Here is a 14,640-nt window from a genome sequence, read left to right on the forward strand (position 1 = left end):
GTGCGCCGTGGTGCTGTGCGGTGTGCTGTTGTCGGTGGCCCCGTCCGATGACGGGTGCGGATGGTCGCCCGGCACTACGCGACCGGCCGGATGACGGCCGGGAGCATGACGTGCAGCTGGTCGGCGAGTCGGCCCTGGGCTTCCTCGAGCGATCCGAAGTCGCCGACGACCAGGCCGAACGTGTCCGACGCGACGTACCGGCCGTCGCGCTTGTCGACCGAGCCCCCGAAGTAGCCGCCGTAGTTGGCGACCCACTCGTCCTCGTCCTCCTGGGTCCAGGTGAGCTTGGCGCGGCTCGCACGCCCGTGGACGGCAGCGTCGGCCTCGAGGATCGCGATCGTGTCGACGGTGTCGGTGTCGAGCGTGACCTCGGCTCGCGTGTCGGTCTGGACGGTCGTGCTCATGTCGTGCTCCTTCGCGTTCCGGGGTACATCTGCTGACACCAGAACGCTACGAGACAGCACGGCCCACACGCCACCCGCCCGCGTGCATTCACGGGTTGCGTCAATGCTCTCCATCGCCGAGGCCCGGGTTTCCGGGGGCTGATGACGACAGTTCGGGGTACACGTCCCCCGACGGGGTACTCGTTCCGTGGATGAACCGGTTCCTGGGGTACAGCGCCGATGACGCGGCCGCGAGACTCGGCGGCACGCCCACGAGACTCGTGGTGGGCGACGACGTTCGCGCTCGCGGCCGCGAGACTGGTCGCTCAGCACGAGACTCGGCAGCACCCAGCCGCGGGCAGCAGGCAGCAGGCAGCGCTCAGCGCACCGCGCGCAGGGCGTCCGCGATCGTCGCCACGGCGGCCCCGATCTCGTCCGCCACCCGGGCGTGCGTCGCCGTCGACCGACGGTAGGGGTCGTCGACGTCGTCGTCCGCGGGATCGACCGGGGGCGGCACCGAACCCCGGAGCCGAGCCACCCGCTCGACGAGTTCCGGCACGGTCGAGACACCGGAGAGGTCGGCGGGCTCCAGCGCGTCGAGCACCCGTGCGAACTGCACGATCGTGAACGCCCGCTTCGTGGCGCGGGGAGCGAGGGAGACCACCGCGGCCCGGTGCGCTCGCTCCGCGGTGAGCACGAGGTCGGCGGCACCGGCGATCGCGGGGGTGAGGTACCGCGCACGGTGGTCGTCCGGCGAACCGCCCAGCCGACGCGACTGCGCGGCAGCGGCCTCGTCCATCGGGGCGCCGTCCTGCGCGATGGTGCCCGCCGACTCGACCGTGAACGCCGGGGCGTCACGGCCGAGCCGAGCGGTGAGGACCTGTGCGCCGAGCGGAGACCGGCAGAGGTTGCCGCTGCAGACGAACAGGACGAGCATCGTCAGGATGCGGTCGGTGCGGCGCCGAGGAGGTCGTGCCGGACGACGATCGCATCACGGCCGGGGCCGACGCCGATGGCCGAGATCCGGGCGCCGGACATCCGCTCGACTGCCAGCACGTAGTCCTGCGCGGCCTGCGGCAGGTCCTCGAACGACCGGGCGCCGGTGATGTCCTCGGTCCAGCCGGGGAACTCCTCGTAGATCGGCTTGGCGTGGTGGAAGTCCGACTGGTTCACGGGGACCTCGTCGACGCGCTGGCCGTCGACCTCGTACGCCACACAGACCGGGATGGTGTCCAGCCCGGTGAGGACGTCGAGCTTGGTGAGCACGAAGTCCGTCACGCCGTTGATGCGCGCCGTGTACCGGGCGATCGGGGCGTCGTACCAGCCGCAGCGGCGCGGACGTCCGGTGGTGGTGCCGAACTCGAAGCCGTTGGCGCGCAGGAACTCCCCCGACTCGTCGAACAGCTCGGTCGGGAAGGGCCCGGCGCCGACGCGGGTCGTGTACGCCTTGACGATCCCGATGATGCGCTCGAGCTTGCCCGGGCCGATGCCGGAGCCGGTGGCGGCACCGCCGGCGGTCGCGGAGGAGGACGTCACGAACGGGTACGTCCCGTGGTCGACGTCGAGCATGGTCGCCTGGCCGGCCTCGAAGAGCACGGTGTCGCCGCGTTCGAGTGCCCGGTGGATCTCGAGCGCGGTGTCGGCGACCATCGGGCGGAGTCGGTCGGCGAACGAGAGCAGCGACTCGACGACCTCGTCGGCGTCGATCGCGCGGCGGTTGAACACCTTCACGAGGAGGTGGTTCTTCTGGTCGAGGGCAGCCTCGACCTTCTGCCGCAGGATGTTCTCGTCGAAGATGTCCTGGATGCGGATGCCGACGCGGTTGATCTTGTCGGCGTAGGTGGGGCCGATGCCCCGGCCGGTGGTGCCGATCTGCCGCTTGCCGAGGAACCGCTCGGTCACCTTGTCGATGGTGCGGTGGTAGTGAGTGATGACGTGGGCGTTGGCCGACACGAGCAGCCGGGAGACGTCGACGCCGCGGGCCTTCAGCGCGTCGAGCTCCTGGAAGAGGACCTCGAGGTCGACGACCACGCCGTTGCCGATGATCGGGGTGACCCCGGGCGTGAGGATGCCGGACGGCAGGAGGTGCAGCGCGTACTTCTCGCCGCCGACGACGACCGTGTGCCCGGCGTTGTTGCCGCCGTTGAACTTGACGACGTAGTCGATGCGGGACCCGAGGAGGTCGGTGGCCTTCCCCTTGCCCTCGTCGCCCCACTGGGCGCCGATGATGACTGCTGCGGGCATCTGGTTCTCCTCACGTTGGCGGAGGACCGCACGCGACCGGCTCGGTCGGTGGTCCACCCGAGTCTATCGGCTGGTCACCTCCACGCCACCGTCCGGACGGCTCCTGAGTGCACGGAGCCCCGGACCGAGCACGCTGGGACTCCGATGCCACGACGGAAGGACCACCACCATGAGCGACCCCATCGACGACCCGGAGCGCCTACAGGACGTCGAGCAGGCCGAGGAGCTGACGGACGGCGGGATCGGCTCGGTCGAGCACGCTCCGCAGGACGTGATGCCCGAGACGGACCGCGGCCGCGAAGCGGCCGACGAACGACCGGACGCCTGATCCACAGGCGGGACGCCCGGTCGAGGACGACCGACAGACGGACGGGAGGCACGGTGCCAGCTGGCACCGTGCCTCCCGTTCGTTGCTCGGTCGCGCCCGAATCGCGCCCGCCTTCGCAGCTAGCTGCGGAAGAAGTCCGCGTACGCGGGGTCCCCGACCGGCTGGCTGTGGCCCGGCTCGCGGAGCCGCTCCTCGACCATCGCCTGTATCACGTCGGGCGGGGTGAGACCGCGTCGACGCCACTCCGTGGGGTTCGCCCGGAGCTGCTTGATGTCGCTCTGCTGTCGCATGTGATCACCATTCCACGAAACAACTAGTTTGTCTAACTACCTGTCCCGTCAGCGCACTCCGGGCGGACCGGACGGATCTACTTCGTGACCTTCGGGGTCGGCTTCGAGGTGGCCGATCCGTCCAGGTACCCCGAGGCCTTCGCGACGACCTTGACGGTCAGCTTCTTGCCGCGGTCGGACGTCTTGACCGGGTACTTCGCGGCCGTGGCCTTCCCGATCGCCTTGCCGTCCCGGTACCACTGGTACGAGTACGTCACCTTGGCGCTGCCCGCGTCCCACTCGCCGTGCACCGCGGTCAGCGTCTTGCCGACCTTGGCGGTCCCGTTGATCGACACGGAGCTGCCCGGCTTGAGGGCGAGCTTCGTGACGACCTTGGTCGAGACGGTCTGGGCCTGCTTGCCCACCGCGTTGCCGAGGTGGAGGAGGAGGACCTTCTCGCTCGTGGCACCGCTCGCGCGGGTCACCTGCAGCGACCCCTTGTCGGCGAACAGCGTGCCGCCCGCGCCCGACTGGGCGAAGGTCAGCGCCGGCTTGGCGAGGTCGAAGGTCGTCGCCGGGGTGGTGTCGACCACGGAGCTGCCCGTGACACCGGTCGCGTAGGCCGACTCGGTCTCCACGTGGTAGCTGACCTGCTTGCCGGTCGCGCCGATCAGGCTGGCCGTCACCGGCAGGACCTTCACCGCGCTGTCGAACGTGTTGACGTCCTGGCCGGGCGCCCCTGCGTTGAGCGGGTAAGCGTCGACCACGGGGTCCTCGTCCTCGGCCGCGTGCAGGTCGACCGTCGTGACGAACGTCGCGTCGACCACCGACGACTTGGCGTCGTACACGAGGTAGTCGTCCGTGCCGTCACCATCAACGTCGATGTACACCTCGACGTTGGTCACGGCGCCGGGGTTGGCGTCCGGACCCTGGGTCTGCACGCCGAACGCGAGCACGTCCGACGCCTTGTCGTAGCTCGCGCCGTAGGAGCGGACGTCGGCCGCGCGGAGCGACTGCTGGGCCGAACCGGCGGGGAACGACTCGGCAGGGTCGGTGCCGCCGAGGACGAACGGCGCGACCGCGGCGTGGTAACCGGTGGTCAGGCCGCCCTGGTCGACGGTGCGACCGGTCAGCGTGAGCTGTGCCTTCGTGGAACCCGTGAAGGTCACGCTGCTCCCCGTGACCGCGCTCACCGGCTTCGGCGCGGCGTAGGTGCCGAGTCGGAGCGGTTCGACGGTCTTGTCGGTCGGCGTGAAGGTCACGAGGCCGGTCGCCGCGGCGACGAACTCCCGCTGGTAGCCCTGCTGCACGGCCTCCTGCGTCGGGTCGATCACCCGGCGGAGCTGCGTCGGGTCGGCGACCCGCATGGTCAGCTTGAGGACCGCACCGCCGCCGGGACGGACCGTGACGCGCTGCTTGTCGAGCGAGAACGTCACGCCGGGCTGCGTCACGCGGGACTGGTAGGCCACGTCGTAGGTGTGCGCCACCGAGTCCTTGTTCGTGATGAGCAGGGAGCGCTCGGCGGTGGTGTTCTTGTCCGCCACCTCGACGACGCCGAAGGACGCCGTCACGAGCTTGCCGTTCTCGACGCTCACCACGGTGGTGTCGGCGTTCACGGCCTGCAGGGCGTCGACGCGGCCGGTGCCCTGACGGAGCTGGTTCGCGACCGTGTTGCCGTCCTTCACGTCGTGCGTCGCGGTGTTCATGAGCGCTGCCTTGACGGCGTCCGCACCCCAGGTCGGGTGCGACTCGAACGTCAGCGCGGCGATGCCCGCGACGTCCGGCGTGGCCATCGAGGTGCCGCTCATCGACATGCGGCCGTCACCGGTGCCGTTGGCGGCGGAGATGACGTTGACGCCGGGTCCGGCGATGTCCGGCTTGACGATGTCGTCGAAGGAGCCGTGGACGCCCCGGCTGGTGAACGACGCGAGCGTGTTCACGGCCTCGGGGTCGGTCGCGAGCTGGAAGCCCTTGAGCTCGTCCGCGAAGCGCACGTGCAGGGTCCCCGCCTTCGCGGCTGTCTGGAGGCCCGTGACGCTGTCCTTGGTCAGCTCGGCACCCGGGATGGTCGCGTTCCCCGCGATGCCCGAGTCGAAGGTGTTGACGGTGCCCGCGAGGAGCACGCCGACGCCGCCGGCGGCCTTGACGTTGTCGAAGCGGGTCTTCGACCCGCACTCGAGTGCGCCGTCGGTCCACTTCAGCCACGCGACCTTGCCCGCGATGGCGGCCTTGTCCGCACCGGTGAAGGCCGTGCAGCCGTCGACGTTCGTGGTCGGCACGGCGACGTCGCCCTCGACGGGCAGCGTGCCGGAGTAGTCCTGCGAGTACTGCGCCCGCCAGGTCTTCGCGACCGAGCTCGGCGCGGTCGCCTGGACGCCGTCGTAGAGGGACTGGCCCGTGGCGCTCGCGGCGACGGTCAGCGCACCCTCGGCGGTCCCGGGGGATCCCCCGATGTCGGTGAAGTCGTCGGCGTTGCCCGACGCGATCACCGGCAGCACGCCGCGGTCGGTGAGGGCGTCGATCTTCGCGTTGTCGGGGTCGTCCGGCGCACCGTAGTCGGAGCCGAGCGAGAGGTTGAGGACGTTGATGTCCTTGCCCTGGGTGAGCGCCTGGCCGACCCAGTCGAGTGCGGCGCCGGTGAGGTCGGTCGAGCCGCCCCCGTCCCCGAACACCTTGAGGGCGTAGAGACCAGCTTCCGGCGCGGTGCCCGGACCGACCCACATGTCCTGGACCTGCTGGGCGGTCAGCTTGGTGTAGTCGCCGTCGAAGGTCTTCTTGTCGGCGGTGAGGCCGTAGCCCGCGACCGTGCCGGACACGTGCGTCCCGTGGTCGCCGCCCTTGCCGTCGATGGGGTTGTCGTCCGGTGCCGGCACCGGCTGGTAGGCGTCGCTCGTCGGGTCCGCGTTGTAGGTCGGACCCGCGAAGTCGTACCCACCGAGGAACTTCTCGGGGTCGTACGAACCGGCTGCCGGCGCCGATGTCGAGGCGAGGGCGTCGGCGTACGCCTGGGCCGTGCCGGGACCGCCGAAGTCGGCCTGTGTGTAGTCGAGGCCCGTGTCGAGCACCGCGACGTTGACGCCCTTGCCGGTGTGCCCCGTCTGGGTCCAGGCGTTGAGTGCCCGGGTGTAGACGTCGCTCGCGGCGTTCTTCGGGGCGACGCCGTCGACGCCCGCCTTCGCCGTGCTCGGGTCGACGCCGGAGGGCGCAGCGGACGCGTCGGCGTTGACGGTCGGCTCGACGATCTTCTTCGGGGTGAGCGGGATGATGCTCTCGACGTCGGAGCGCTTCGCGATCTGCTGCAGCGCGTCGACGTCGGCGACGACCGCGACCCCGGGGACGGTGTACTCGGTGGCGTAGAGCTCGGTCGACCGTGGGTCGGCCTTCTTGACGGCGGCGCGGACGGCCTCCGTCGTGGACTGGATCGACTGGACACGCTGCTTCGCCTGCGTCGACGGGGACTTCGAGCGGGAGAGGTCCCCGCCCTTCGCCTGCGCGTCGACCTCGAGCGCACCCTTCCCGGTCGTGCGCACGAACGCGCTGACCGTCTTCGTGGGCTTCGCGTCACGCAGGGGCTGCGCGAGCTTCAGCTCGGGGATGGACACGCCTGCGGGAGCGGCGACGGCGGTGCCGCCGACCGCCAGCCCGGCGCACGTCAGGGCCGCGGCGGCGATGCCGGCGGTCAGGACGCGCGCGAGGCGGCGTGGTGTCGGGTCCGGGTTCGGTGTTGCACGGTTCAAAGGGCACTCCTGGCTCTGTCCGTGGTTCTCGTGGAATTCCTGTGAAGCTATTTGCTTCCTTTCAGGTCGCCTAGTCCCCTCTTCGGAGGACCGTCCCTCATTCGGGGATACACGGTCGTAACTTGCACACCGGTGTGCAGGTTATTACGATGGGGGTCATGACCACGCCTGCTGCGCCCACTCGCGCACCCCGCCGGGACGCCGCGGAGAACCGGGCGGCACTGATCGAGGCCGCGAAGACGGAACTCCAGCGCGACCCGGACGCCTCCCTCGAGACGATCGCCGCCGCCGCCGGTCTGTCGCGCCGTGCGGTCTACGGACACTTCCCGTCCCGTGACGACCTCGTCCGCGAGGTCGTCACCATCGGCGCCGCCCGGATCGCCGCCGCGATGCCGACCGCTGCCGACCTCGTCGAGGTGCCGGCCGCCGCTCGGATCGCCGCGATCGCAGTGGCGCTCTGGGCCGAGGTCTCGCACGTCCGCTCGATGGCGGCCGTCGCCGTCCGGGAACCCTTCATCCAGTCGGTGGCGGCCGAGTTCGCACCGGTCCGGGCCCGCGTCCGCGACGCCTGCGCGCTCGGGATCGCGGACGGCATCATGCGCGACGACGTCACCCCGGACGCGCTCGGCCGGCTCGTCGAGGACGCGTGCATCGCCGTGCTCGACGAGGCGACCCGCTCCGGCACCTCCGACGCCGCCGGACGTCGCATGGTCGTCCTGTCGGCGCTCGGCGTGACCGGCATCGACTGGCGCACCGCCCTGCTCTCCGAACCCAGCCCGTCGACCACCACCGCCCAGGAGCCCTCCGCATGAGCACCCTCGAACTCGACCACGTCGGCATCGGCGAGGAGCCCGGCGCCGCACTGCCGACCGTGTCCGCGGTGGCCGGACCCGGTCGACCGGGCATCGTCGCCGTCGAGACCGAACAGGCCCCGGTGCTCGCGTCGCTCGTCGCCGGCGGCCGGATGCGACCCGACCGGGGTCGCGTGCTCGTCGACGGGCACGAGGACCCGGCAGCCGTGCGCGGCTCGTTCGCCCTCGTCGACACCCCCGGCGTCGCCGAGCCCTTCCCCGTGATGAGCTGCCGACGCATCGTCCGCGAGGAACTCGCCTACGCCGGTCAGCGACCGTCGCGCGAGCACGTCGACACGGTGCTCGAGTCGCTCGGGATGGCGCAGTACGCCGACACCCACGTCCAGCGCGTCCCCACCGAGGTCCGCATCCGCCTGCTCGTCGAACTCGCCCTGCTCCGCGACGGTGTCACCGGACTGGTGGTCACCTCGCCCGAGCGGCACGGCGGCGCCGTCGAGGACTGGTTCGCCGTCGTGCGCGACGTCGCCCTCCGTGGCGTGACCGTCCTCCTCGTGACGTCGAAGGCCGCGGCGCAGACCGCCGCAGCCCTCCTCGACACCATCCCCTCCCCGACCACGACCGACGGCCCCGACGACGCGACCGCCACCGACGGAGACGACCCGCGCCTCCAGGAAGCGTCCTGACGTGACCACCACCTCGCTCGTCCGCGCGGAGCTCGCGCGCCTCACCGCCACGCCCCTCGCCCGCCTCGCGTTCATCGCACTGATGTGCGTGCCGCTGCTCTACGGCGGCGCCTACCTGTGGGCGAACCGCGACCCCTACGCCAAGCTCGACCAGGTCCCCGCCGCGATCGTCAACCAGGACGCCGGCGCCACGCTGGACGGCGACCGGGTGGACTACGGCGACGACGTCACGAAGGAGGCGATCGACGGCCACGACTTCGAGTGGACGGAGACCTCCGCGGCCGATGCACGCTCCGGGGTCCGGAACGGCACCTACGACTTCGTCGTGACGATCCCGCACGACTTCTCGTCCTCGCTCGTGTCGGCGCAGTCGGACGACCCCGAGCAGGCCAAACTCACGATGACGACCGCCGACACGAACTCGTACCTCGCGTCGACCATCGCCGAGCAGGCGGGCAAGACCATGCGGACCGCCGTCGCCGAGCGGGTCGGCAAGCAGGCCGCGAAGACACTCCTCGTCGGACTCGCGGACGTACGCGACAGCCTCGGCGACGCCGTCGACGGGGCCGGTCAGCTCGCCTCCGGGGCCACCACCGCGAAGGACGGGGCCGACCGACTCGCCGACGGGACGGGCAAGCTCTCCTCGGGGGCGGCACAGCTCGCCGCCGGCACCGCGGACCTGCCGTCGCAGACGCAGCAGTTGGACAGCGGGGCGCAGCAGGTGTCCTCGGGCGCGTCGCAGCTCGCGTCCGGGCTCGCCGACGCGCAACAGCAGACCGCATCACTGCCGTCCGACACGGCTCGCCTCAACTCCGGCGCGCAGCAGGTCGCCACGGGTCTGCAGACACTGTCGGACTCGACCGACCCGGCGCTGGAGTCACTCGAGGCGCTCTCCCCCGACACTGTGAACGCGGCGATCACCGCGGCGGCGGCGAAGCAGGGCGTCGAGCTGTCGCCCGAGGCGCAGGCGGTCATCAAGCAGACCGTCGAGCAGCAGCTCGCGGACTCCGGCAACCAGGAGCAGCTCGCGAAGGTCGAGAAGGCCCTGACCGGGGTCGACCAGCTCCGTGACGGCTCGGCCCAGGTGGCCGCCGGGACGCAGCAGCTCGCCGACGCGTCGCCGACCCTGGCGAACGGGATCGCCACCGCGGCCGACGGCGCGTCCACCCTGTCCGGCGGCGCGTCGCAGGTCGCCGCGGGGACCTCGAAGCTCGCAGCGGCCGCGCCGACGCTGTCGAGCGGCGCGTCCCAGCTCGCCTCTGGAGCGGCCTCGGCCGACGAGGGCGCGAAGTCGCTCGCATCCGGGCTGACGAAGCTCGAGAGCGGCTCGAAGGAGCTCGCGGACAAGCTCGACGACGGCCGCACGAAGATCCAGTCGTCGACCGCGTCGTCGCGCGAGGACCAGGCGTCCGTCATCTCGGACCCGGTGAAGGTCGGCGACGACAACGTGGCCTCGGCGGGGAACTACGGCGCCGGTCTCGCCCCGTTCTTCATCTCCCTCGCGGCCTGGATCGGCATGTACGCGCTGTTCCTCATCCTCAAGCCGATCTCGAAGCGGGCGATCACCGCGGTGCGGAAGCCCCTCCGGGTGGTGCTCGGCGGCTGGCTCACCCCCGCGCTCCTCGGGGTCGTGCAGATGGTCGCGCTGTTCCTCATCGTCCGGTTCGCGCTCGACCTGAACGTGGTGCAGGCCGGCCCGACGATCGGCATCATGGTGCTCGCCTCGGCCACGTTCGCGGCGATCATCATGGCGCTCAACGTGCTGCTCGGGTCCGTCGGGCAGTTCCTCGGCCTCGTGCTCATGCTCGTGCAGCTCGTGACCGCCGGCGGGACGTTCCCGTGGCAGACGCTGCCGGGGCCGTTGGCGGCGCTGCACTTCGCGCTGCCGATGACGTACTCGGTCGACGCCATCCGGCAGACGATGTACGGCGGGTCCGCGGCGGCGGCGTGGTCGGACACGGGCGTGCTGCTCTGCTGGCTCCTCGGGGCGCTGCTCGTGTCGTACGTCGTGACCGCCCGGCAGACCCGGAGTCGCACGCTGCGGGACCTCCGCCCGAGCCTCATCGGCTAGCGCCATCGGCTAGCGCAGCCCCGCCGGAACCAGGTTCCGGACACAGCACCACGAAGAAGCACGGTGCTGTGTCCGGAACCTGGTTCTGCCCGTCCCCACCCCCGCGTACCGTCGCGCGCATGGCGACGCTGCTCATCACCGGAGCGGCCGGACGCATCGGGACGGCCCTCCGCCCGAGGCTCACGGCCGCCGGACACGACCTCGTCCTGCTCGACACCCGCCGCCCGGAGCCGGCGGTCGGGGACCGCGAGCGCTTCGTCGAGGGGGACGTGAACGACCGCTCCGCCCTCGCGGCCGCCCTGCCCGGCGTCGACACGATCGTGCACCTGGCCGGGATCCCGACCGAGGACGAGTGGGACACCCTCGTCGCCGCGAACGTCACGGGCACCAAGAACCTGTTCGAGGCCGCCGTGGCAGCCCGGGTACGACGGGTCGTCCAGGCGAGCTCGATCCACGCGGTCGGTCGGGTCCCCGAGGAGGGCACCGCCCCGGCGAGCGTCCCGGGCGACCGGCTCCCGCGTCCCGACCTGTACTACGGGTTCACCAAGGCCGCGATGGAGCTCCTCGGCAGCCTGTTCGCCGACCGGTACGACATGTCGGTCGTCTCGGCCCGCATCGGCGCCTTCGGCGAGCGCCCGAGCAGCCGGCGGGCGCTGCTGATGTGGAGTTCGCCGGACGACCTGGCGCGGCTCGTGCAGGCGACGGTCGACCTCCGGGAGCCGGGCCACCACGTCGTGTGGGCGGTCTCGCGGAACACCGGGTCCCCCGCCGACCTGTCCGCCGGCGAGGCGATCGGCTTCCATCCCGCGGACGACGCCTCGGCCGTGCTCGACGCGGACCAGCGTGCGGCCCTGCCGGAGGAGGACATCCGGTTCCTCGGCGGCGGCATGGCGGACCTGCCGCTCGGTCGTCGGTCGAGCTGACCACCGGACCGCCAGGGACGCGGCGGACCCGCACCGCGCCTCCCGGCAGCCACGACGCGGCGGACCCGCACCGCGCCTCCAGGCTGATGTCCTGACAACAGCACCAAGTGCGCCACCGCTAGGATCGACGAGGACACCAGGAGGTCGATGCCGATCATGGGCGACGGCAAGCCAGCCGGCGGCAAGCCGGCGACCATCTACGACGTCGCGGCACGCGCCGGTGTCTCCAAGTCGCTCGTCTCGCTCGTCCTGCAACGCTCCCCGCGGGTGAGCGACCAGCGCCGAACGGCGGTGCTGCAGGCCATCCAGGAGCTCGACTACCGCCCGTCAACGGCCGCCGTCGCCCTCGCGGGGACACGCTCACGCACGATCGGGGTGGTGCTCGACGACTTCCGGAACCAGTGGTTCGTCGACCTCCTCACCGGCCTCCGCGAGTCGCTGCAGGACCAGGGGCACCGGCTCGTCGTCGCCGACCGGTTCCTCAACACCGGTCTGGACGCCTCGCCCGTCGAGGGCTTCCTCTCGATGCGCGTCGAGGGCATCGTGATCGCCGGCGAGCCCGAGACGGACCTGGCGGTCCCCGCGTCCATGCCGCTGGTCATCGCGGGCGGACGGGTCGCGATCCCGCGCGCCGACACGGTCGCGAACGACGACCGCACCGGCGGCGCGATCGCCGCCGACCACCTGCTCGACCTCGGGCACACGCGCATCGGCTTCGTCGGGGCGCGTTCCGCCGCCTCCGACGAACGACGGACCGGCCTGGAGGCACGGGTCGCCTCCGCCGGGTCCGGCGCCTCCGTCGTCAGTGCGGTCCTCCCCGGTGAGCCCACCGAGGACGCCGGCGTCCGTGCCGTCGGGGTCCTCCTCGACGAGCACCCCGACGTCACGGCGGTTTTCGCCGCGAACGACGTGATGGCCCTCGGGGCGCTCTCGGGCCTCGCCGAGCGGGGCCTGCGGGTGCCCGAGGACGTCTCGGTCATCGGGTACGACGACACCCCGGTCGCCGCCACCCGCTACGTCGGCCTGACGAGCATCGACGACCGGAGCGTCGAGATCGGCCGGGGTGCTGGTGAGCGGTTGCTCGCCCGCATCGCGGACCCGGACGCGCCGGCACGGGAGATCCTCGTCGAGCCGCGGCTCGTCGCGCGGCGCACGACCGCACGACGCTGACGCTGCGACGGGAGCGCAGCTCGTCGCTCCCGCCGCAACGGTGCCTCAGCGGTCCGCGGTCGTGCCCTCGTCGCGGGCGACCGCCACGTCGAGCCGCGGGTCGAGTGCCGGGTCCGGGGACACCGCGGCGGTGCTCACCGGCGGGTCCGGCTCGTGCGCGACCTCCGGCCGTGCCGTGCCCCGGGTCGGGCGGAGCCGCTGCCGGATGACCCGCCACGGTCGACCGAGCCCGGTCTGGACGCCGCGCTCCGCGGGTGCGTCGACCTCGAGGCCGTAGTACTCGCCGACGCGTTCCAGGAGCAGCGCCCGTTCCGCCCGGTCGTACGCCCGGCGTTCGCGGGTGAACGCGATGACGGTCGACCAGCAGGTGAGCAGGAGCACGATGCTGAACGGGAGTGCGGTCGTGATCGCCGCCGTCTTCAGGGCGTTGAGGCCGCCGGTGAGCAGGAGCGCGATGGCGAGCAGTGCGGTCACGCCCGCGAAGAACACCCGGAGCCAGTTCTTCGGCTCGATGTCCCCACCGGAGGCGAGCATGGCCATCACGAGCGACCCGGAGTCCGACGAGGTCACGAAGAAGACGCCGATGAGGAGGATCGCGCCGAACGTCAGGACGGTCCCTGCAGGCAGGTCCCCGAGCAGGGTGAACAGCGACCCCTCGACGTCGACCGAGCCGTCGCTGCCGACCAGGCCCCCGCCGTTCACCTGCTGGTGGACGGCGGCCCCGCCGAGCACGGCGAACCAGAGCATCGTGAGCGCGGTCGGCACGAGCAGGACGCCGAACACGAACTGCCGCACCGTGCGGCCCTTCGAGATGCGGGCGATGAAGATGCCCACGAACGGCGCCCAGGACATCCACCAGCCCCAGTAGAACGTGGTCCAGGCCGCCTGCCAGGCCTCGCCGGCCGCGCCCTGCTGCGCGCTCACGGTGAAGGAGAGCCCGACGAGGTCCTGCAGGTACGCGCCGATCGACTGCACGAAGTCACGGAGGAGGTACTGCGTCGGGCCGACGACGAGGATGAACAGCAGCAGCGCGGCCGCGAGGAGCAGGTTGAAGTTCGACAGGATCTTCATGCCCTTCGTCACGCCGGTGACGAGCGAGACGATCGTGAGCGCGGTGATCACGGCGATGATGGCGATCTGGCTGACCGTGGTGCTCTCGGCGATGCCGGCGCTCTCGAGGCCGGCACCGATCTGGAGGACGCCGAGACCGAGTGAGGTCGCGACGCCGAACAGGGTCCCGATCAGGGCGACGACGTCGATGGTGTTGCCCCACCCGCCCTTGACGCGGGCCCCGAGGAGCGGCTCGAGGGCCCACCGGATCGAGACCGGGCGCCCGCGGCGGTGGATCGCGTACGCGAGCGCCAGCCCGAGCACGACGTAGATCGCCCAGGCGTGCAGGCCCCAGTGCAGGAAGGTCTGCGTCATCGCCTGCTGGGCGAGCGACGCCTCGTTCCCGGTGACGCCGGGGCGCGGGTCCGCGAAGTGGCTCAGCGGCTCGGAGACGCCGTAGAAGACGAGACCGATCCCCATGCCGGCCGCGAAGAGCAGCGCGAACCACGAGCCGGTCGAGAACTCCGGTTCGTCGCGGTCCTTCCCGAGCTTGATGTCGCCGAACTTGCTGAAGCCGACGAAGATGCTGAACGCGACGAAGAAGGCCGCCACGAGGACGTAGTACCAGCTGAAGTTCTGGACGATCGCGTCCTGCAGTGTGTCGAAGGCGCCCTCTGCCGATGCCGGGGCGACGAGGGTCCACGCCACGAAGCCCAGGACGACGACCGCTGCCGGCCAGAACACCCAGCGCTTCAGTCGCGGGGTCGTGGTGGGGTGAGGAGTCGCCATGCCGACCATGGTGCCCGGGTTCCTGTGGCCGCGCTCAGGTCCGGCGGTGTTGCGAGCACGGCCGGGCGCGTCCTCCGGACGGCGTTCGACTCCCCCCGGTGGTCAGCGGGTAGCGTTGCAGGCCGAACCGGTCCACCGCACCGACCACGCGGCGGCCGCCACCGAACGGGGCGGAGTCCGG

Annotated in this window: 12 protein-coding genes; 6 read left to right on the forward strand and 6 right to left on the reverse strand. The window is 71.6% G+C overall.

The window, feature by feature from the left end; translation table 11 throughout:
• Positions 1-74 precede the first annotated feature (74 nt).
• The 3 genes from QPJ90_RS02230 to QPJ90_RS02240 all read right to left on the reverse strand — a co-directional run bounded on the left by QPJ90_RS02230 (position 75) and on the right by QPJ90_RS02240 (position 2,627).
• Positions 75-404 (reverse strand): hypothetical protein, encoded by a 330-nt coding sequence (locus tag QPJ90_RS02230; RefSeq protein ID WP_290132850.1) that lies wholly within the window; start codon positions 402-404, stop codon positions 75-77.
• A 358-nt stretch (positions 405-762) separates the two neighbouring features.
• The gene (locus QPJ90_RS02235; RefSeq protein ID WP_290132851.1) at positions 763-1,320 is read right to left on the reverse strand and encodes a low molecular weight phosphatase family protein; all 558 of its coding nucleotides are present in this window, start codon (positions 1,318-1,320) and stop codon (positions 763-765) included.
• Positions 1,321-1,322: 2 nt separating this feature from the next.
• On the reverse strand, positions 1,323-2,627 hold the full coding sequence (locus QPJ90_RS02240) for an adenylosuccinate synthase (protein ID WP_290132852.1): 1,305 nt from the start codon (positions 2,625-2,627) through the stop codon (positions 1,323-1,325).
• A 169-nt stretch (positions 2,628-2,796) separates the two neighbouring features.
• On the opposite strand from QPJ90_RS02240, the gene QPJ90_RS02245 reads away from it, so the two are divergent.
• Positions 2,797-2,955, forward strand: a complete 159-nt coding sequence (locus tag QPJ90_RS02245; protein ID WP_290132853.1) for a hypothetical protein — start codon at positions 2,797-2,799, stop codon at positions 2,953-2,955.
• Between the two features lie 119 nt (positions 2,956-3,074).
• Here the strand turns inward: QPJ90_RS02245 and QPJ90_RS02250 are convergent, their stop codons facing one another.
• Together QPJ90_RS02250 and QPJ90_RS02255 are read right to left on the reverse strand one after the other, a co-directional pair.
• Complete coding sequence (locus QPJ90_RS02250) at positions 3,075-3,245, reverse strand: hypothetical protein (RefSeq protein ID WP_290132854.1); 171 nt, start codon at positions 3,243-3,245, stop codon at positions 3,075-3,077.
• Positions 3,246-3,322: 77 nt separating this feature from the next.
• Complete coding sequence (locus QPJ90_RS02255; RefSeq protein ID WP_290132855.1) at positions 3,323-6,961, reverse strand: S8 family serine peptidase; 3,639 nt, start codon at positions 6,959-6,961, stop codon at positions 3,323-3,325.
• 158 nt (positions 6,962-7,119) lie between these two features.
• Here QPJ90_RS02255 and QPJ90_RS02260 point away from each other — a divergent pair, with 158 nt between their 5' ends.
• The 5 genes from QPJ90_RS02260 (at position 7,120) to QPJ90_RS02280 (ending at position 12,620) form a co-directional block, all read left to right on the forward strand.
• Positions 7,120-7,773: a TetR/AcrR family transcriptional regulator gene (locus QPJ90_RS02260; protein ID WP_290132856.1), complete on the forward strand. Its 654-nt coding sequence runs from the start codon at positions 7,120-7,122 to the stop codon at positions 7,771-7,773.
• Positions 7,770-8,456, forward strand: coding sequence for a hypothetical protein (locus QPJ90_RS02265; RefSeq protein ID WP_290132857.1), 687 nt, complete (start codon positions 7,770-7,772; stop codon positions 8,454-8,456). Before QPJ90_RS02260 ends, QPJ90_RS02265 begins: the two co-directional genes overlap by 4 nt.
• Before the next feature lies 1 nt (position 8,457).
• Positions 8,458-10,527: a YhgE/Pip domain-containing protein gene (locus QPJ90_RS02270; RefSeq protein ID WP_290132858.1), complete on the forward strand. Its 2,070-nt coding sequence runs from the start codon at positions 8,458-8,460 to the stop codon at positions 10,525-10,527.
• A 119-nt stretch (positions 10,528-10,646) separates the two neighbouring features.
• Positions 10,647-11,450 (forward strand): NAD(P)-dependent oxidoreductase, encoded by an 804-nt coding sequence (locus QPJ90_RS02275; RefSeq protein WP_290132859.1) that lies wholly within the window; start codon positions 10,647-10,649, stop codon positions 11,448-11,450.
• A gap of 147 nt (positions 11,451-11,597) precedes the next feature.
• On the forward strand, positions 11,598-12,620 hold the full coding sequence (locus tag QPJ90_RS02280) for a LacI family DNA-binding transcriptional regulator (RefSeq protein ID WP_290132860.1): 1,023 nt from the start codon (positions 11,598-11,600) through the stop codon (positions 12,618-12,620).
• 45 nt (positions 12,621-12,665) lie between these two features.
• On the opposite strand, the gene QPJ90_RS02285 is transcribed toward QPJ90_RS02280, so the two are convergent.
• Positions 12,666-14,459, reverse strand: coding sequence for a BCCT family transporter (locus QPJ90_RS02285; protein WP_290132861.1), 1,794 nt, complete (start codon positions 14,457-14,459; stop codon positions 12,666-12,668).
• Between the last annotated feature and the right edge of the window lie 181 nt (positions 14,460-14,640).

Origin of the sequence: Curtobacterium sp. 458 (assembly GCF_030406605.1) — a bacterium.
Lineage (GTDB): Bacteria > Actinomycetota > Actinomycetes > Actinomycetales > Microbacteriaceae > Curtobacterium.

What these genes read in the sequence shown, in the direction of transcription:
- QPJ90_RS02275 (WP_290132859.1), top strand. Translation starts at nt 10,647, where the DNA reads ATGGCGACGCTGCTCATCACCGGAGCGGCCGGACGCATCGGGACGGCC.
- QPJ90_RS02250 (WP_290132854.1), bottom strand. Translation starts at nt 3,245, where the DNA reads ATGCGACAGCAGAGCGACATCAAGCAGCTCCGGGCGAACCCCACGGAG.
- QPJ90_RS02230 (WP_290132850.1), bottom strand. Translation starts at nt 404, where the DNA reads ATGAGCACGACCGTCCAGACCGACACGCGAGCCGAGGTCACGCTCGAC.
- QPJ90_RS02280 (WP_290132860.1), top strand. Translation starts at nt 11,598, where the DNA reads ATGCCGATCATGGGCGACGGCAAGCCAGCCGGCGGCAAGCCGGCGACC.
- QPJ90_RS02235 (WP_290132851.1), bottom strand. Translation starts at nt 1,320, where the DNA reads ATGCTCGTCCTGTTCGTCTGCAGCGGCAACCTCTGCCGGTCTCCGCTC.
- QPJ90_RS02265 (WP_290132857.1), top strand. Translation starts at nt 7,770, where the DNA reads ATGAGCACCCTCGAACTCGACCACGTCGGCATCGGCGAGGAGCCCGGC.
- QPJ90_RS02260 (WP_290132856.1), top strand. Translation starts at nt 7,120, where the DNA reads ATGACCACGCCTGCTGCGCCCACTCGCGCACCCCGCCGGGACGCCGCG.
- QPJ90_RS02245 (WP_290132853.1), top strand. Translation starts at nt 2,797, where the DNA reads ATGAGCGACCCCATCGACGACCCGGAGCGCCTACAGGACGTCGAGCAG.
- QPJ90_RS02240 (WP_290132852.1), bottom strand. Translation starts at nt 2,627, where the DNA reads ATGCCCGCAGCAGTCATCATCGGCGCCCAGTGGGGCGACGAGGGCAAG.
- QPJ90_RS02285 (WP_290132861.1), bottom strand. Translation starts at nt 14,459, where the DNA reads ATGGCGACTCCTCACCCCACCACGACCCCGCGACTGAAGCGCTGGGTG.